14 protein-coding genes are annotated in these 18,391 nt (G+C 59.8%); 4 read left to right on the top strand and 10 right to left on the bottom strand.

Annotated elements, in window-relative coordinates; translation table 11 throughout:
* Nucleotides 1-21: 21 nt before the first annotated feature.
* The 3 genes from MTP41_RS07825 to MTP41_RS07835 all read right to left on the bottom strand — a co-directional run bounded on the left by MTP41_RS07825 (nt 22) and on the right by MTP41_RS07835 (nt 4,208).
* Nucleotides 22-363: a hypothetical protein gene (locus MTP41_RS07825; RefSeq protein ID WP_249235255.1), complete on the bottom strand. Its 342-nt coding sequence runs from the start codon at nt 361-363 to the stop codon at nt 22-24.
* A gap of 75 nt (nt 364-438) precedes the next feature.
* On the bottom strand, nt 439-2,145 hold the full coding sequence (locus MTP41_RS07830; RefSeq protein ID WP_249235256.1) for a hypothetical protein: 1,707 nt from the start codon (nt 2,143-2,145) through the stop codon (nt 439-441).
* A gap of 5 nt (nt 2,146-2,150) precedes the next feature.
* Complete coding sequence (locus MTP41_RS07835) at nt 2,151-4,208, bottom strand: efflux RND transporter permease subunit (RefSeq protein ID WP_249235257.1); 2,058 nt, start codon at nt 4,206-4,208, stop codon at nt 2,151-2,153.
* A 340-nt stretch (nt 4,209-4,548) separates the two neighbouring features.
* Between MTP41_RS07835 and MTP41_RS07840 the strand changes: the two genes are divergently transcribed.
* Together MTP41_RS07840 and MTP41_RS07845 are read left to right on the top strand one after the other, a co-directional pair.
* Entirely contained in the window at nt 4,549-5,898 is a 1,350-nt protein-coding gene (locus tag MTP41_RS07840) for an MATE family efflux transporter (protein WP_249235258.1), read from the top strand.
* Between the two features lie 128 nt (nt 5,899-6,026).
* Nucleotides 6,027-6,764 carry a Type 1 glutamine amidotransferase-like domain-containing protein gene (locus MTP41_RS07845; RefSeq protein ID WP_249235259.1) on the top strand — a complete coding sequence of 246 codons (738 nt, stop codon included), beginning with the start codon at nt 6,027-6,029 and terminating at the stop codon, nt 6,762-6,764.
* A 146-nt stretch (nt 6,765-6,910) separates the two neighbouring features.
* Here MTP41_RS07845 and MTP41_RS07850 read toward each other — a convergent pair whose 3' ends face one another.
* The 5 genes from MTP41_RS07850 to MTP41_RS07870 all read right to left on the bottom strand — a co-directional run bounded on the left by MTP41_RS07850 (nt 6,911) and on the right by MTP41_RS07870 (nt 13,998).
* Nucleotides 6,911-10,204 (bottom strand): ATP-binding protein, encoded by a 3,294-nt coding sequence (locus MTP41_RS07850; protein WP_249235260.1) that lies wholly within the window; start codon nt 10,202-10,204, stop codon nt 6,911-6,913.
* Nucleotides 10,201-10,797 (bottom strand): DUF4194 domain-containing protein, encoded by a 597-nt coding sequence (locus tag MTP41_RS07855; RefSeq protein ID WP_005937508.1) that lies wholly within the window; start codon nt 10,795-10,797, stop codon nt 10,201-10,203. The genes MTP41_RS07850 and MTP41_RS07855 overlap by 4 nt, the downstream gene beginning before the upstream one ends.
* Entirely contained in the window at nt 10,784-12,211 is a 1,428-nt protein-coding gene (locus tag MTP41_RS07860) for a Wadjet anti-phage system protein JetA family protein (RefSeq protein WP_249235261.1), read from the bottom strand. The genes MTP41_RS07855 and MTP41_RS07860 overlap by 14 nt, the downstream gene beginning before the upstream one ends.
* 355 nt (nt 12,212-12,566) lie before the next feature.
* Complete coding sequence (locus tag MTP41_RS07865; protein WP_249235262.1) at nt 12,567-13,085, bottom strand: hypothetical protein; 519 nt, start codon at nt 13,083-13,085, stop codon at nt 12,567-12,569.
* A gap of 433 nt (nt 13,086-13,518) precedes the next feature.
* Nucleotides 13,519-13,998 (bottom strand): hypothetical protein, encoded by a 480-nt coding sequence (locus MTP41_RS07870; RefSeq protein WP_249235263.1) that lies wholly within the window; start codon nt 13,996-13,998, stop codon nt 13,519-13,521.
* A gap of 437 nt (nt 13,999-14,435) precedes the next feature.
* Here MTP41_RS07870 and MTP41_RS07875 point away from each other — a divergent pair, with 437 nt between their 5' ends.
* The gene (locus MTP41_RS07875) at nt 14,436-15,107 is read left to right on the top strand and encodes a hypothetical protein (protein WP_097774074.1); all 672 of its coding nucleotides are present in this window, start codon (nt 14,436-14,438) and stop codon (nt 15,105-15,107) included.
* 227 nt (nt 15,108-15,334) lie between these two features.
* Here MTP41_RS07875 and MTP41_RS07880 read toward each other — a convergent pair whose 3' ends face one another.
* Nucleotides 15,335-15,667, bottom strand: a complete 333-nt coding sequence (locus tag MTP41_RS07880; RefSeq protein ID WP_097774075.1) for an acylphosphatase — start codon at nt 15,665-15,667, stop codon at nt 15,335-15,337.
* 1 nt (nt 15,668) lies between these two features.
* The gene (locus MTP41_RS07885) at nt 15,669-17,324 is read right to left on the bottom strand and encodes a putative manganese-dependent inorganic diphosphatase (RefSeq protein WP_097774076.1); all 1,656 of its coding nucleotides are present in this window, start codon (nt 17,322-17,324) and stop codon (nt 15,669-15,671) included.
* Between the two features lie 233 nt (nt 17,325-17,557).
* Here MTP41_RS07885 and MTP41_RS07890 point away from each other — a divergent pair, with 233 nt between their 5' ends.
* Nucleotides 17,558-18,355 (top strand): hypothetical protein, encoded by a 798-nt coding sequence (locus MTP41_RS07890; RefSeq protein WP_249235264.1) that lies wholly within the window; start codon nt 17,558-17,560, stop codon nt 18,353-18,355.
* Nucleotides 18,356-18,391 lie beyond the last annotated feature (36 nt).

An 18,391-nucleotide genomic window follows, 5' to 3' on the forward strand; every position in this document is an offset into this window, starting at 1 on the left:
TGCCCACAGCAAGCGAACGGTTTAAAACGGCTCCGCGTGCGCTGCGCCATAAACAGCGGAAATATTATTTTTATAATTTGCAGTTCCGAAACGACTGCGGTCGTTTCGGAACTGCTTTTTCACCGATCGGGCCGTACCGGTCAAATGCATCTTTTCCGCTGCGCGACGGCCGCAGGCCGACAGCGGCAAGATGCCGTTTATCTCCACGACCTTCCCCGTGAAAAGTGAAAGCCAGAAAATCCGCAGATTTTCTGGCTTTCTTTCTATAAAAAATAATTTTTCCTCTGATATTGCAACGGCGACGACTGCGGCCTGCGGCCGAAGCAGGGAGGAGCTGTTGGGGCCGTGGCCAGCAGGATGCAAGGCCCGCTCAAGGGCCGTAGTAGCCGCTGGGTGCCACAACTCGTCCAGAGCGAAGCGGAGACAATTTTAAATCTGTCAGCCTTTATACAGCCCAAACAGCTTGAGCAGCTTCTGCCAGAAGGTCAGGGTCACAGCCACCGGTTCCGGCTGGGCTGTCGGGGCTGGGGCTGTGATGGCAGTGGTCTGCAGCGCAAACTGCACCGCGCTCACCTCGGTGTTCTCTGCCGAGGTGAAGCTCTGCACCTCCCCGCCGCCGGAAAAACTGTTCAGCAGGCCGTCCAGCTGGGCACCCATGTCGATATCGAAAACGCTGCTGCGCAGCTCGCCGGTGCCGCCGGTCAGCTGTGCAGCACCCTCCGCCAGTTGCGCAACACCCGCCTTCAGCTGGGCTACACCGTCGGTGTAGGCGTTCAGGCCGTCGTCCAGCTGGACGTACTGGGCGGCAAGCTGGTTCACGCCGTCGGTGAGCACCGAGAGATTGCCCAGCATCCCAGTCAGCACACCGGCCAGCTGACGCACCCCGGCATCAAACTCGCCGTAGCTGCCGTTCAGGGTGCTGCTGCCCTCGTGCAGCTGGGCAATTCCGCCGTTCACGGTGTCGAGATAGGTCTGCATGGCATCGATGTTGGCGGTGGAGCCCTGCAAAAGCAGGATCACATCCTTGAGCTGCGGCATCATCCACACCATGCCCTGCAGCTGCTGGATGGCCTTGGCATTGCCATCCTTTACCACGTCAAGGTCAAGGCCGTTCTCTTTGAGGATGGCCTTGTAGGCTTCAAAGCTCACCTGCTGCTCCAGCTGTGCCGCGCCCTCATCCAGCCGGGCAATGCCGTCCCGGATCTGGGTGGAGGCATCCAGCAGGGTGTTCAGCTCGTCGGTGGAGGCAGAGATGCCGTTCAGCGCGGTCTGCATCTGGGTGAGGGCCCCACGCACCCGGGCTGAGCCGCCGGTCAAGGCACCGGAATTGCCGTTCAGGGTGTCGATGCCCGCCTGCACCTGCGCAATGCCGTCTGCCAGCGCGTTGGCACCATCGTCCAGCTGCGCGGAGCCGCTCTGCAGCTGTTCCAGCATCCCGGTCAGGTCCATATCCCCGAGGTCGAGGTTCAGGTTCAGCCGCACGCCGTTCAGGGAAACGGCATCCATGGCAAAATCCGTCACATCGGCGGTGACGGTCACATCGCTGTCCGCGCCCGGCAGCAGGATGTAGGAAAGCTGCTTTTTGCTGCCCACATTCGCCACCGTAGCGCCCGGCGCGCTGATGTTCCGGGCAAGGCCGGTATCCAGACTCATGGTCACCTGCAGCGCGTAGTCGTCAAAAAAGCTGCCGGTGCAGTCTGGGTTGCGGCTCACCTGCAGCCGGATGGAAAGGGCACCGCTTTTGCCGCCCAGCTCGTCGGGGCTGATTTCTGCCCCGTCCAGCGTATAGGTCAGCTTTACCACCCATGGCAGGGCCGTGGCGGCGTCCATGGTGCCCTCATAATAGAGCTTGCCGTCCTCGGTCACATGCACTGTGACCGTATCGCCGCTCTGCTCCACGGCATCGCTCGTGGTCATGTTGCGCACGGCAGTGTAGCTGCCGTGGTCCGCAACGGTGTCCCCCGCCTGCACGGAAAAGCTGTTCACGGCGTACACGCCGGTCACAGCACCGGAGGCCGTCAGGTTTGCATAAATGACCTCTTCCTTGGCAGCGGAGGCTGCTGCAAAAGCCGGCAGACTGCTGCCCGCCAGCAGGCAGCCTGCCAGCGCCAGCGCCGACACCCGGCGCACAAATCGATGTTTCATCTCGGTCAAGCCTCCTTCGGCTGTTTTTTCTTTTTTATAATGAGCGGGTCGGCCAGATACAAAAAGCCCGGCAGTGCTGAAAGCACGATGGCCAGCGACACCAGACTGCCCACGCCCAGAAAATTGCCCAGCTGGCCCAGCAGCTGGTTTGTGGAAATGGCTCCCATCAGGAAGCCCACCACCGCCATGGCGCTGCCGGTGGTGCTGACCGAGGTGGTCACGGCGGACACCGTGGCCGCAACGGCTTCTTTGCGGCCCAGTGTCTCGCGGAACTCCTGATAACGGTCGGAGAAGAGGATGGCGTAATCCACCGTAGCACCCAGCTGCACCGAGCTGATGATGAGGTAGGCAATGTAGAACACGTACTGGCCCCGGAAGTACGGGATGGCCAGATTGATCCAGATGGCGGTCTCGATGCTGAGCACCAGAATGATGGGCAAAAGCAGCTGGCGCTTCATGAGGAGCAGGATCAGGAACACCGCACCGATGGCCAGCAGGTTCACCTTGACCATGTCGGCCGTGATGGTGTCCATCAGGTCATAGGTGCTCACGCCCTGACCGGCCAGATAATAATTGTCCGGGTAATATTGCTGCACCGTGGCGCGCACCCGCTCCACCAGCGCAAAGGCCGCATCGCCCTCGGTGTCGGCATCCACCGTAAGCACCATGCGGGTGTAGCCGCCGGAGACCAGCAGCCCCAGCGTATCCCCGGGCACGAACTCCGGCGGAATGGACGCGCCTGCGTTGTCCACATAGGAAAGGATGCCGGTCACCTCCGGGATGGCGTGCAGTGCATCCGAAAGCTTTTGCTGCGTGGCGGTGTCGCCCTCCGGCACCAATACAACGTAGGTGTCGCTGCGGCCAAAGGTCTCCTCGATGGCGGCGGTGTCCGCACCCAGACGGGTGTTCTCTCCAAACATGTGGGCGGCACCGTAATAATACTGGTTCGAGTTGGAGGCCAGATAGCTGGGCACCATCAGAATGACCAGCACCAGTGCCATGGGCAGCATGATGCGGGCCACAAAGCGGCCGAACTTGTCAAAGCTGGGCAGCAGAGGCCTGTGGTGGGTCTTATCCATCCACTTGTAGCACGCCAGCGTCAGCGCAGGCATGAAGGTGAACACGGTGACAAGGCTCAGCACCACGCCCTTTGCCAGCGCAAGGCCCAAATCCGGGCCGATCTGGAACTGCATGAGCACCAGTGCCAGAAAGCCGATGACGGTGGTCAGGCCGCTGGACAGGATGGAGCCGGTGGATCTGCACAGGGCATCCACCATGCACTCCTCCGGGCTGGCATCCGGGTTTTCAGCCCGGCACTCCGCAAAGCGGTGGATCAGGAACACCGAGTAGTCCAGCGACACCGCCAGCTGCAGGATGCTGCCCGCCGCATTCGTCACAAACGAGATGGTGCCGAAGATGAGGTTCGTGCCGTTGTTGAGCAGGATAGCCGCGCCAAGGCCCGTCAGCACCAGCAGCGGCTCCGCCCAGGAATCGGTGGTCAGGATCAGGATGAACAGCACATACACCACCGCGATGGCGGCGATCTTTGCCACCTCGGTCACGGTGGAGTTGGTGGCAACGGCAGTGGAGACCGCCGCGCCCTCCAGCGCGTTGCCCTCCCCGATCAGATCCCGCACGGCAGCCACGGCTTCCAGACGCTTCTCGTCCTCCACCGTCACGGTGAACAGGGCGCAGCCATCCTTATAATAGCTCTCCACCGTGGCGGTGTCCTGCATCTGCAAAGGCACTGTCACATCCAGACTGTCGTCCAGCCATGCAACGGAGGACACTCCGTCGATGGCGGCAAGCTTTTCCTTGTACTCCAGCGCCTGCGGTACCGTGACATCCCGCACCATGACCCGCATGTTGGGGATGCCGCCGGTGAAAGCACCGTTCATCACCTCGATGGCGGTGGTGGAGGGGGATTCCGGCGGCAGGTAGTCGTTGATATCGTAATCCACCTTTACCTGACGCACAGCGAACACACTCAGCACAGCCGCCAGTGCAAACACCGCCAGCACCAGCCTGCGGCGGCGCACGATGGCGGTATAAAAACGTTTCATCAAAACAGGAGTTCTCCTTTCCGGATCCATAAAAAAACTTTTATCATTCTAACAGGTTTGATAAACGTTGGGAAGAGACAGTTTATGAATTTTGACCCTCGAATGCCGATTTTTTTGATTTTTCTGCCTTGACAACAAAAATAAATTCTGATATGCTTTTTTTCGGTTCATCGGAGGACCGTTTTCAACGTAATTTGAAACGGGCCGGATAAGATGCCGTGCAGACAGCGCCCCGCCGGAGGTTTCGTTGCCGTAGTGACGAAGCAGATCGAGGCCGGGCGTGCACTCACGGACATTTATCCGGCCCGTTTTTTGCACCTTGTGCAGAAAGGAGGACACCATGTCCAAGCAGCGGATCCAGCTTTCCGATCATTTTACCTATTCCCGCCTTTTGCGGTTCGTGCTGCCCTGCATCGGCACCATGCTGTTCACCTCCATCTACGGCATCGTGGACGGCCTGTGTGTCTCCAACTTTGTGGGCAAGACAGCCTTTGCGGCGGTCAACCTCATCATGCCGCTGCCCATGCTGCTGGGCACCATCGGCTTTATGCTTGGCACCGGCGGCAGCGCCATCGTGGGCATCACGCTGGGCGAGGGCGACCAGAAAAAGGCCGACCGCTATTTTACCCTGTTCCTGCTGGCGGCTCTGGTCTCGGTCAGTGTGCTGGCCGTGCTGGGCATTGTGTTCCTGCGGCCCATTGCCGTGCTGCTGGGTGCCAAGGGGGAGCTTTTGGACTATGCGGTGCGCTATGGACGCATCTTGATGGTGTCCCTGCCCACCTTTGCGCTGCAGAATATGTTCCAGAGCTTTTTCGTCACCGCCGAAAAGCCGCACCTCGGCTTCTGGTTCACCGTGGGCGCGGGCTGCACCAACATGGTGCTGGATGTGCTGATGGTTGGTATCTGGGGCTGGGGCGTGGAGGGCGCGGCCATTGCCACCTTTATCAGCCAGCTGGTGGGCGGTGTACTGCCGGTGTTCTACTTCATCGACCGCAGCAACTCCAGCCGCCTGCACCTGTGCAAGACCAGTTTTTACAGCAAAGTACTGCGGGATGCCTGCATCAACGGCTCTTCCGAGCTGATGACCAACCTTTCCATGTCGCTGGTCAATATCCTGTACAACTACCAGCTGCTGCGTCTGGCCGGTGAGAACGGCGTGGCCGCCTACGGTGTCATCATGTACGCAGCCTTCCTGTTCGTGGCGGTGTTCGTGGGCTATGCCGTGGGCAGTGCGCCCATCGTCAGCTTCCACTACGGTGCCCGCAACCACGCCGAGGTGCACAATCTCTACCGCAAGAGCCTGCGGCTCATCGCCGTGGTGGCTGTGACCCTGACGCTGGCTTCCATGTTCATCATCCCCTGTGTAGCACGCGTTTTCGTGGGCTACGATGCGGAATTGCTGGCCCTGACCAGCCGGGCCTTCCGGCTGTATGCGCTGAGCTTCCTCATCATGGGCTTCAACGTGTATGCGTCCTCCTTCTTCACGGCGCTGGGCGACGGCGTGACCAGCGCGCTGATCTCCTTTTTGCGCACGCTGGCGTTTCAGGTGATTGCCATTCTCCTGCTGCCACTGCTGCTGGGCATCGACGGCATCTGGCTGGCCGTCACCGCCGCCGAGCTGGCGGCTCTGGCCGTGAGCGCTGCCATGCTCCTCACCAAGGACAAGGTGTTCCATTACCGCAAGGCATGATAAGATCCCCTGCTTTCTGCGAAACGGCGAAAAGCGGGGGATTTTTTTGGTGATTCTGGCTCTGCCGCTGGCAGCAAAATCGTGTTAAAATGGACACAGTCTTTATTCACTTTTTATGAGGAATCATTATGACATTGTTTTTGACCAGCAGCCCCAGCGGCTGCCCCTTTGAGCCGGGGCCGGATATTCCGGTGCTGGACACCCGCAACCACTTTGTGGCGAACCTGCGGGCCGTCTGGCCGGATCACGCCGTGCTGGGCCTTGCCATTGCGGCAGACCCCTATGCCTACGAGCAGAACGATGAGATGTGCCGGGTGTTTGCCCAGAGCTTTGCGAACGCCCACCTGCCCCTGACAGCGCTCATCCCCTGCGATGCCCGCAATGCCGAGGAGATCGGTTCTCTTCTGCCCCAGAGCGGCTTTGTGATGCTGTGCGGCGGGCACGTGCCCACCCAGAACCACTTTTTTGCTCAGCTGGGCCTGCCGGGGCTGTTCCACAACTACCACGGCATCGTGCTGGGCGTGAGTGCCGGCAGCATGAACGCCGCCCACATCGTGTACGCCGCGCCCGAGGAACCGGGCGAAGCCGCCGACCCGCACTACTCCCGCTGGATGAACGGCCTTGGCCTGACCGAGACCCGCATCCTGCCCCACTACCAGTTCATCCGGGATCATGTGCTGGACGGACAGAAGATGGAGGACATCGCCCTTGCCGACAGCAAAAAGCGGCATTTTCTCGCTTTGCCGGACGGCTCGTATATCCTGTGCGCCGACGGCAGCGAGGCGCTGTACGGCAAAGGCTGGTACTTTGCGGACGGGATGATGGAAGAGATCAACGAGGATGAAGATGTGCTACCACTGCGGTAGCAATAAAAAAGAAGCACGCAGATGCGTGCTTCTTTTTTTATGATGTTCTGCTGCGCAGAAATGAGGTTGCTGCGCAAAATGATGTGTGCTATCGCACATTCTATCATGCCCCGCAGGCAGACATCATTGCGCATACAATGCGCACATCATTCCGCCGCAAGGCGGACAAAGGGCGCTATGGCGTTGGTGTCGCCGTGGCGGACGATGGAGTAGGTGATGTCGCAGTAGGGCTGAATGGCGGTGCTCTTTTCCACGGTGGAGATGAGCAGCACCTGCAGCTGCAGGCGGCGGAACAGCTCCATCATGGGGCGGATGCGGTCGCTGGTCATCTTGCTGAAAGCTTCGTCCAGCAGCACAAGACGGATGCTGTTCTCGCTCTTTTCGTAGATCTGCAGCAGGCTGGCGCAGATGGCCACATAGAAGGGGGCCTGATTCTCGCCGCCGGAGGAGTCGCGGCTGACCCGGGACAAGTATGCCTGCTGGCCGGTGACCCGGTTGGTCACCTTGATGTCGTAGTCCAGATAGGTGCGGTAGTCCACATAGTCCGAGAGGGTCACGCCGCCGGTGCGGCCCTCCTGCCGGGCGCGGGTGTTCTCGTCCACGTCCGCCATGATCTTTTCCATCAGCTCGTCCACCTGACGCTCATAGGCCGGGTCGGCGGTGGCGGCAAGGTTGTCCAGCGAGTCGCCCTCGGTCATCTGCTGGTTGCCCTTGTCCACGATGACCTGATAGAAGGCCGCCAGCTGCGGGTCACGGCTGGGCTCCAGCTCAAAGCGGTAGACCTCCTCGCCGTAGGTCAGCTGTTCCATCACCTTGTTCAGCTCCCGGAACTGCCGCCGTGCGTTGAAGATATCGTCCTTCATGCGGAACAGGATATCCTTGCGGAAGCGGTCCTTGCAGTCCCGCTGGGCCTGCTCCAGACGGGCGGCGTAGCGTTCCAGATCGATGCGCACAAGGCTCTCGTGCTGGGCGCGGTACTGGTCCAGCCCTGCAAGGCCCAGCGGATAATCGCACACATAGTGCTCGTTGTAGGCCTTCTGGGCCGGTTCCAGCGTACCGGTCAGATAGACGGCCAGCGCATCGTCCAGCTTGGCCTGCGCCTTTTCCGCAGCCTGTGCGGCGGCGCGGGGCTTATCTGCCGGGGCCAGCGCCAGCATCCGGGTGCGGGCCAGCGGCTCCACCAGCGGATGCGCCGCAAAGAAGCTCCGGGCAGCATCGGCGCTCTGCTGTGCCGTTTCCCCTGCCTTTTTCTGCTCTGCTTCGCAGGAGGCGATCTGCTTTTGGCACACGCGGATATCGCCGCCCGCCTGCTCCACGGCGGCGCGGGCAGTCTCCCACGCGGCTTCGCGGGCTTCTTCCTCCTTGTAAAGCTGCTGCAGCAGCGGGTTCTCGCGGCACTCGGTGAGCTTTGCTTCCTGTTCGGTCACAGCATTCTGTGCGGCAGTCAGTGCGGCGCGGGCATCCCACAGCGCAGCCAGCTCGTCCAGTGCCGTGCCCCGCAGCAGGGTCTGGTACTGGTTATAGGCGGCTTTCAGGTTCTGTTCTGTCTGGGCGGCAGCACGGGCGCTTTCCCCCAGAGCTTCCAGCTCGGCCGCCAGCGCCCCGGCGCGGGCGCGGCGTGCGTCCAGACCGATATACCGCTGGGGAGTGCGCAGCCGTTCCAGCCGGAAGGGGTGGTGGCGCAGAAGGTCGCGGGTGGCGCTGTCGGGATGCTGTTCCAGCGTATCGGGGGTGTCGCAGCAGACGATGCGGCCCAGAATGGTCTGGGCATACTGTGCAGCCAGCGGGTTTTCGCTGCTCACCTGCGCGGCAAGGCTGTCCGGGCCGTACTTGTCGGCGCGGCGGTTGGCCTTGCGGATGCCCGGGGTGTCCAGCAGGCTGATGGGGCCTACCTTGTCCTTCAGAGCCACAAAGGCGCTTTTGGCGGCTTCGTAGTGGGCGGGCGGCACAAGGATATCAAAGCGGCGGTCGCCAAGGCAGGCTTCCACGCAGTCCTGCCAGCTTTCGTCCTCCACGTTCAACAGTTCACAGAAAATTTTCGCATCCGGCTGCATGCCCCGGCTCTTGAGTTCCGCATTCACGGCATCCCGCACCCGGGTGGCGGCATCGCCGTGGGGGTAGACCCACTTGCCGCCGGACACGGCATCCAGCTCCGCACGCTTGCCGGCCTGCTCCTTCTGCAAAGCAGCAGTGTTCTGGCGGGCAGCAAAATAGGCTTCCTCCAGCGGTTTTTCCTGCGCGGAGAGCCATGCGGTGAGCTGCGGCAGAGTGTCCGCCGTCAGCTCTTCGGCCTTGATGCCGGCAGCAAAGCCGCTGCGGCGCAGCACAGCCAGCAGGCTCTGGGTGCGGGCAAGGGCACTTTCTGCCTTTTCGGCTATGCGTGCGGCGGTATCCAGCGCCGTTTTGCGGCGGGAAAGCTCCTCGGTCAGGGTGTCCAGTGCCCGGCCCTCGCCGCTGGCGCTGGCGGCACCGTGGGCGGAAAGATAGGCCCGGCGGGCTTCCGCTTCGGCATTTTTGGCCTCGGCATAGCGGGCGTTCAGCTGTTCCAGCTGGCGGCGGCCCGCATCCAGATGCTCCTGCCAGACGGTCTGTTCGCTGCCGTCGGCAGCGGCGCGGGCCAGCAGCGCCGTGCCCCGGTTCACAAGGGTCTGGGTCTGCTTTTCGGCAGCTTCGCGGCCAAAATCCACGATCTCTTCCAGCGCGTCGGCGCGGGTCTGTGCTTCGGCCAGCACGGCGTGCAGATTTTCCAGTTCCAGCCGGTCGCCCTGCAAAGCGTCCAGATCCAGCTCCGGCTGGGGCAGGATGTACTGGTACAAAAACTCCCGGAAGTTGGGGATCTCGTCCATGCTGGTGCCCATCTGGAACACCTCGTTGAACTTTTTGCCCAAGGGGCTGGAGGCGCGCCCGATGCCCAGCGCACGGCAGATGCGGTCCCGCGCTTCGCTGGGGCTGCGGGTGTAGGAGAGACGGCCCGTTGCGGGCTTGAAGTCCTCCTTTGCGCTGGGTGCACCGGTCTTGGGGTCGATGAAGGGCAGCTGTTCCAGCGTGCAGCCGTCCTCCGAAAGGTACCATGTCTGATCGCCGGGGTGCAGTTCCTGCATGGGGCCTTCGGACTCCACCCGCACCGCGATGACGAAGGGGGTGCGCTTGACGCTGTCCCAGAACTCCGCCCCGATGTAGGCCACGGTATGGCCCGGGCGGCGGTAGGCGTTCTCGCCGCGCTGCTTTGCGTGCACCGAACCCTGCAGGGTGCGGCCGCTCTTTTTATTGCCCAGCGCATTGAAATTGCGGTTGGTGGTCAGGCAGTAGCGGATGGCATCCAGAATGGTGGTCTTGCCCACGGCGTTCACACCGATCATATAGGTGAGCCGTGCGCAGTCGAAGGTGACATTTTCAAAGTTGTGCCAGTTGATAAGCTTCAGCCGTTTGAGTTCGATCATTCTTCACCCTCCCCTGCTTCTTCCGGTCGTTCATAAAGGCCAAGCTCTGTGCGGGTGCGGGCAGATTCTGCCGCTGCATCCGCAAGGTCAGCATCCGGCAGGGCCAGCAGCACGGTGGGAAATACTTCAATGCGGCTGTCCAGCCCGGAAAGCCGCCCCACAGGCCGCGCCAGATTGTACCGGCGCAGGGTGCGCATGAGGTTTTCCAGCGTTTTCTGGTCCAGACGGCGGGGCAGGTTCATCTTCTGCAGCTCGGTCTGCACCTCTTCCACCGTCACCAGCACCTCGTCGGCATTGGCCGCAAGGCTCTCGCGCTTTTGCAGGTACAAAAGCCGCAATACCAAAAGCAGGATGCTCTCGTATTTCAGCAGCCGGGCCTGACTGCCCTCGTGGCCGTTGACCAGAGCCGCCGCCTGCAGGGGTGCCGGGTACAGCAATACAGAATAGCCCAGCGGGGCGAACACAGCGCGGACCTCGTCCAGATGATCCTGCACGTAGAGATATTTTGCCCGCTGATCCTCCACGCCGCCCAGCACGAAGCAGTGGTTCAGCAGGTAATTCGCGGTTTCTTCCAGCATGTTAATGGTTGCCATTTTCTTCCTCCCTGCGGCGGGTGAGGATAAAGTCCTCAAAGCGGAAACCGCCGCGCTCCACCCAATTGCCGGTGAGCTGAATGTCATAATCCCGGTGCGGCGACTGCGAGTAGGTATGCAGGCCGATGATGCGGGCAAAATCGTTCGGGTATTCGTCTGCCAGAAGTGCCGCGTTCACCTGCGGGCGGGCGGCAAGGGCCTGCCGGGCCAGCAGGGCCACGTTCTCCTCGGTAACGGCAAGGCGGGCGTAATCCAGCAGCAATTGCTGCTCTTTTTTGAGCTGTTCCGGATCGAATCCTTCGGTGCGCACCGGGGCCAGCGGCTCGGCGGTGCGCTGGGCAGCGGGCGGGTAGAGGAATTTCTCCCCGAACACTGCCGCCGGGTACAGATGCAGCCGCTTTGCCACCGGGCCGTCGTCCGGCTCAAACAGCTGCTCCGGAGTGCGGATGTCCTCGGCGTAGCGGCGCAGCAGGGCGGTGACGCTGCCCTGCGAAGAACGGTCGCTCAGCAGCAGGAACTGTGCCCGCTGCACAGCCCGCTTGCGGTAGCGGATGTGGCTTGCATCGATCTCGCGCATGAGCAGGCTCATCTCTTCCAGCGCGTCCCGCTGCTTCTGGATGAGTGCACGCACGGCAGGTGTCGCTTCGTTCGGGGCGCAGCGCTCCACCCGGGCATAATCAAAGGCCAGCTGCGGCAGGTAGTTCTCCTCGCAGTCGTCCAGCTCTTCTTCCAGATAGGCGCGGTAGTTGAACAGGTTGTCGCTGGTCTTGAAGCGGTGGTAGGCCGCCGCCACCACCTTTTCCTCGTACTGGTCGAACAGTTCCAGCACCTCCTGCGGGGTGCGGTTGCGGGTGAGACGGTCGATGTAGTGGCCGATGGAGGCGTTGAGCGCCCGGAGAGAGCGGTTCAGCACGTCAAGGTCTGCGTCCACCTCCCGCAGAACGTTCTCATAGGGGCTTTTTTCCTGCCCGATGCTGCCCAGCAGCTGCCATGCCTTGTACAGCTTTCCGGTATAGGTAACTACGCGGGGATTCAATATTTCTTCCAGCGCTTCCAGCAGCGGCGTTACCTCCGGCACAAAGGCAAGGGACGCTTCCCCCTCGTAGCTGCCGGGCTGCTCTTCCAGCCAGCCGGTGCGGCGCAGCCGCAGCAGAAAGCCCACGGCCAGCGTGTGAGGGTCGCGGGTGGGCTGCTCTTCTTCATCGCCCGCACCGTCGGCATCCAGCGCAAGGGGCTTTGCCAGTGCGGCAAAGTAATCCTCGGCACGCCAGACGGCCTCCGCACGGGAAATGCTGTAATCCGCCGTGTGGCGGCACTCCTCCCAGAGCAGAAGCAGCAATTCTGCATAAAAAGCCCGGTTCGGCCCCGCCAGCGGGCGGAACAGCCGCGGGGACACCAGTTCAAACAGCTGCATGGAAACGTCCTTTCCTGTTCACATCAGAATACGTTTTTATTGTACCACAAAACGACACGGTTTGACAGAGAAACCATTCAGAATTGCCGCCGGGAGGGGCGGGGCAGACTCCTTCCGTCAAACCCTGCGGGTTTGCCACCTCCCTCAGTGAGGGAGGCAACCCTCTCCGTCATCGCTGCGCGATGCCACCTCCCCCGAAAGGGGGAGGTTTATTGCATCTGACCGGAAGGCGAAAGGCTCCCTCTTTGAGGGGGCTGTCGCCGCAGGCGACTGGAGGAGTTTGCCCCCAAACACAAAAAAGCCCCGCAGAGCGGGTGCTCTGCGGGGCAGGGATGCAAGTTTTGAGAAGGTACGCTTATTCGCTGACCACGAAGAGAACCAGAGTGTATTCCTTCTGCTTGGTAACGGTAACGCCGAACTTGGTCGGATTGTAAACACAAGCCTGTTCCAAGTTACTCGGAACATCCATTTTCGAAACGGCATCGGCCAGAGTATCCTTGGTGACTTCTGTTCCGCTCGGAAAGTCCACGGGCACCAGCGCAGCCGTTTTGCCCTTCTTTGCTTCAGCAAAAAACGTCTCCCGCTTTTCCACTGCGTCAAAATAAGCCTTCGGATCAATCGGAGAAGTAAGCCTAGCATCCACCGCCTTGACAGCAACAGGCAGGCACTTATTGCTGATCTCTGTCAATTCCGAATCAACGGTCAGTGTCGGGTTTTGGTTCTTGCCCCATTCCACAGTCCACTGGGCAACATCCCTTTCCAGCGCAGTATCGCGCATTGAAGGTGCGCTGGGAGTAACGCCGCAAGCGGTGAGCATTGCCAGCGCCATGATGCCGACCAGAAGGACGGCCACAAGACGTTTCATCTTTTTCATATTAGGTCTCTCCATCATAAAATGAATTACAGGCCTTTTCCGCGTCCCAAATGCCCGGAGGGCCTATGTATATTTTACAGTTTTCCCCTCCCCCTCGTCAATGTACAGACTACCTATCGTTTCCAATCATTTTTGAGCCAATACGTCAGTTCGTTGGATACAAAAAGCCCCGGGGCGGGGCAGACTCCTTCCGTCAAACCCTGTGGGTTTGCCACCTCCCTCAGTGAGGGAGGCAACCCTCTCAGTCATCGCTGCGCGATGCCAGCTCCCCCGAGAGGGGGAGCTTATTTGCTGCAAACCGTCAGATGCCTAAAAGCTCCCCCCTTTGGGGGAGCTGGCACGCCGTAAGGCGTGACTGAGAGGGTTCAAACGCAAAAAAGCCCCGAAGGGCGGCCTTGCAGCCACGCTCCGGGGAGAAAGGGTGAGGAATTTTTTACTTTTTGCCCTTGATGCGGATGGAAATACCAATGTAGCTCTGCTCGTTGTTGCTCTTGACCACAACGCCTATATTCGACCAGTTGCCGTCCTGCTCTACGCTGGCATTATGATCAGTGTCAACGTGATGAGAGATCTTATCCAGCACATAGCTCAGGAGAGTGTCCTTATAGTCATATCGGGCGGTGATGGTGATGACCAGATCACCTTCCAACCTATCCGTATGGAAATTGAACGCTCCTGCATATCCGAGGAACTTGAACTTAGCATCAAGATCCTTGCGATCATCGTTCAAGTTCCTTTCAGCCACTGCGCGGAGCTCTGCGTCATTGGTCACCTGGACGCTCTTCTCCTGACTGATCTGGGCCAGTACTTTCTGCTCTTCGGTTGGGCTGCCGCCACCGCCGCAGGCCGTCAGCAGGGCCAGAGCCATCACACCCACCAGAAGCAGGGCAGCAAATTTCTTCAGCTTTTTCATTGTAAAGCGCCTCCTGTCATTTCAAGATTTTGTTGATTTGTCTCATTTCAGTGCTGTGTTTTCGCACTACAGAACGGGTGTCGTTCTGGCCTGATTATATCCGACAGCAGTTGGTTTTGTCAATCGAGAAGATGCATAAAGTTTCCGAAACATTTTCGTTCAAAATCAATGAAACAGCGGCTTTTTTGTTGCAGTATTGAGATACACTGTCCTTATTTCGCAAAGGTTCTTTACCGTGCTGGAAAATCTTCTTCCAGCCGGAAGCTCCATGCGGTTCTTTTCCGGGGCACAGTCCTTCCCGGTTTGAACAGATGTTGTGTTCCGATCCATCTTGATCCATCTTTCAGAATCCTTTCAAAAAATTACGATTTTACACAATTCTACCATTTTTGCATGGTAAAATAAGGTCGTAGAAAAAACAAAGGATGTGGCTTAATATGCAACACTGTCCCGCCCGCGCGGCACAGCGGCTGGCGGCGGCAGTTCTGGCGCTGTGCCTTGTGCTGGCTCTGGCCGTTCCCCACGCACACGCAGCTGCCCTGCAGGAAACGCACGGCATCCGGATGCTAGACTTCAACACCAGCCAGATCCTTTCCATCGGCAACCAGACCTCCGGCAAATGCAGCTGGTACGCCTTGCGCTATGCACGCACCATTCTGGATGGAAAAGTTTCCTCCGGCAGCGGCATGTGGTCAAACGGTGCGGTCTGGTCTGCGGGCGGCTACTACGGTTATTCCGGCAGCCTGTCCGAGTGCCTGCAGAAGCTTTACACCGAGCTTTCCGCCGGGAAGCCGGTGATCGTGCATCTGAAAAACACTGCGGTGAGCGGTGTAAAACGGCACACGAACCGCACCTCCAGCTATGAATACCACCTGACCAGTTCCGGCTGGAACGAGGTGAACTACCCCCATATCGCCACCAGCGCTGCGTATGGCCACTGGGTCTGTGTGGTGGGCATCCGTGCGGATGCAGACCCCGCGAACCTGAAGGAGAGCGATTTCTACGCGCTGGACCCGGCCCGTGTTTCCGCAAACGGCACTCTGGCTGTGACCCGGCTGCTGGACGGCACCATCTGGACAGACAATTCCCCGCTGAAAACGGCAGGTTGATAAATTTAGAAAGAGCAAAAAAGCTGACGCTTTCGCGTCAGCTTTTTTGTTTGTACGAACCCTCTCAGTCTCGCTTTGCTCGACAGCTCTCCCGAAGGGCGAGCTTTATAAGCGGGGATCATTCAAGATCCTCTTCCCGAGAGGCAGTGCTTGCCAAAAAATGTCAAAAAGCTCCCCCCTCGGGGGAGCTGGCAAAGCCGACAGGCTTTGACTGAGAGGGTCTCGCATCAATACCCTTTTACCGAGAAGCCCCGCTCCCATGGGTCGGGCGGCAGATCCTTCTGGCGGATGCCGGTGATCTGGATATAATCGCTTTTCTGGATCATGGCGAACAGCCGCAGGAACTTTTCCGGGTCGCCCTGCACTTCCAGCGTCACGCTGCCGTCGTCCTCGTTCTCCACCCAGCCGGTCAGTTCCAACGTCTGGGCCGCATAGCGGGCGCGGTAGCGGAAGCCCACCCCCTGCACCTGCCCTTCAATGGAATAGCGGCGGCGCACAGTGCCTTCCGGCAGGGCGGGCGGCGTGGCATCCTGTGCTTTTTTATGCAGAAAATCAAACATCTTACAGCTCCTGATAGGCGGTCATCAGCGCCGGGATGAACTGCTTTTTGCGGCTCACCACACCGGGCAGGGTAAAGCTGCCGTCCTCGGCAGGCTGGGTCTCAAAGCCGTCCGAGAGCACCTCGGAAGCATAGCGGCCATCGCTGATGACCACGCTCTCCTCCTTGGGCACGTCGGTGAGCAGCATGTAGATATCCTCCACGTTCTGCTTGTTGCGGGCTTCTTCCAGATAGGGCTGCAGCAGCGCTTCGGCGGCAAGCAGGTTCTTGCGGGTCATGTAGCTGCCCTGCGCCACGCCAAAGCGGATATCGCCGCACATGAACACCTTGAAGTCCTGCAGGAACACCTCCTCGGCGGTCTTGCCGTCCAGCTTTTCGCCTGCTTCAAACATCTCGCTGGCAAACTCGTCAATGTCCACACCGGCAATTTTTGCCAGACGCTTTGCAAGGGCCTCATCCAGCGGGGTGCAGGTGGGGCTGCGGAACACCAGCGTATCCGAAAGGATGGCCGCCAGCAGAAGGCCTGCGATCTGCGGCGGGATCTCCATACCGTTCTCGTCGTACATCTGGGTGATGATGGTGGCCGTGCAGCCCACCGGCTGGTTGCGGAAGTACACCGGGCCGCTGGTCTCCAGACTGCCGATGCGGTGGTGGTCGATGATCTCCAGGATCTCGGCCTGATCGAAGCCCTCCACGGCCTGCGTGGCCTCGTTGTGGTCCACCAGGATGATGCGGCGTTTTTGCAGATTGATGATGTTGCGGCGGCTGACCATGCCGCAGTATTTGCCGTCCTCGTCGAGGATGGGGAAATAGCGGTGGCGCACCTTGGCCATCACGCGGGTGACGTCTGCCACCGGGGTGACGAGGGTGAACTTCATGATGTCGCTGCGGGTCATATAGTAGGAGATGGGAGCGCACTGGCTGATCAGCTTACCGGCGGCGTAGGTGTCCACCGGGGCCGACATGATGGCCACGCCCATTTCCTCGGCAATGCGCTGGATGGTGCGGCCCACCTTGGAGCCGTTGCAGATGATGAGCAGCGACGCTTCCTTCTCGATGGCACACAGCTGGCTTTCGTAGCGGTTGGTCAGGATGACGATGTCGCCTTTTTCCACGGTATTTTCCAGCATTTCGGGCGTGGCGGTGCCGATGCGGATGTGGCCGGTGGTGCACACGTCGTCCTCGCGGCCCACCACCATGGTGCCGCCCAGCGTTTCCAAAATATTGCGGTAGGTGGTCTGGCTCTTGGCCAGGATGCCGGTGTCGAACACGTCCATGTTGGCGGTGGCAATGTCCTTGACCGTGATCACGCCCTCCAGCTCGTTGTCCGGGCTGGTGACCGGCAGGGTGTCGATCTGCTTGTCGCGCATGATCTCCCACGCCTTGCGCAGGCTGGTGGAGCCGGGGATGCCGGGCATCTCGCGGTAGTCCACATCGCGGATCTTCGGGTTCACGTCCGTGCACATACGCGGGGGCTTTACCCCGAACTTTTTGAGCACGAACTCGGTCTCCTGATTCATTTTGCCTGCACGGCGGGGCTCACAGACCAGATCACTGGTCTTGTTTTTCAACTCTGCATAGGCAATGGCCGAGCAGATGGAATCGGTATCCGGGTTGCGGTGGCCGATCACGACCACCTTATGGGCTGCTTTTGGCATATTGTTCCCCCTTTGGGTTCTGATTTACCTTTTATTTCTTATCTCATTTACCACAGTGCACTCTCCTCTCCTGCAAAGCACGGTGCACCTCAGGTTTATTTTATCACAATTGCCTGCACGGGTAAAGTGGAACAAACACGCTGCGGCGCGGCTTTTCCGCCTGCCGCAGTCCTTGACAGACCCTGCAAAAAACAGTAAGCTTTACCTGAAAAAAAGCACAAATGGAGGCATCTATGAAAAAACATTTTTTCCGCATCCTCTCCTGCTGCGTGCTGCTGGCCTGCCTGTGCGCCCTGCCCGCCTACGCACAGGAACCCAAGGCCGCACAGCCCGCCTCAAAAGAGGATAAGGTGGTAACAGACGTCACCGGTTCTGCCGACCTGATGCGCAATGTCGTTGGCTTTACCACCAACTTTGGCGGGCCGTACCACTTTGCGCAGGCAGACCACAAGTCCCCTGCGCAGGCCTACGGTGATGCCCCTGCCGAGGGAGCCGTTGCGGTGCTGCGGCTTTTTGCCCGCGCCGATGACCACGGCGATGTTCCCCTCAACACCAGCGGACACAGCTTCCTCACCATCACCAATGTCTCGGAGCAGGATATCAATGTGGGCGGACTGCTCATTGCGCCGGATACGTCCATCACCGTAAGCACCCGTGGCAACCGCTGCGAGCATTCCGGCATCTGGTACAATCTGGAGGGATACTACAAATATTACCTGAACGCTTCTTACTATCAGAATCTTTACGGCATTCAGGTCTCACTGGACCAGAGCCAGCTGGACACGGTAAATCTGGCATTGGCCAACGCAGACCACTGGTCGGCCATTTACAACTGCACCTCGTTCTCTGCGGGCCTCTGGAATGCCGTGTGCTCCGATACGCTCTGCGCCGGTGTGCCCGAGACCCCGGCCGACCTGAAAGCGGACATGCTGAGGAAGTACCCAGACAAGACGGTGTTCGGGCCGACCGTCCCGTATGATTATATCGTATATTACGGCACCAGCCTGACCCCCAGTCAGGAATTTTCCTGACAGAAGATTTTCTCTTGTAATTCTGCGCGTTCTGCT

It is taken from the genome of Faecalibacterium sp. I4-3-84, from assembly GCF_023347255.1.
GTDB classification, from domain to species: domain Bacteria; phylum Bacillota; class Clostridia; order Oscillospirales; family Ruminococcaceae; genus Faecalibacterium; species Faecalibacterium taiwanense.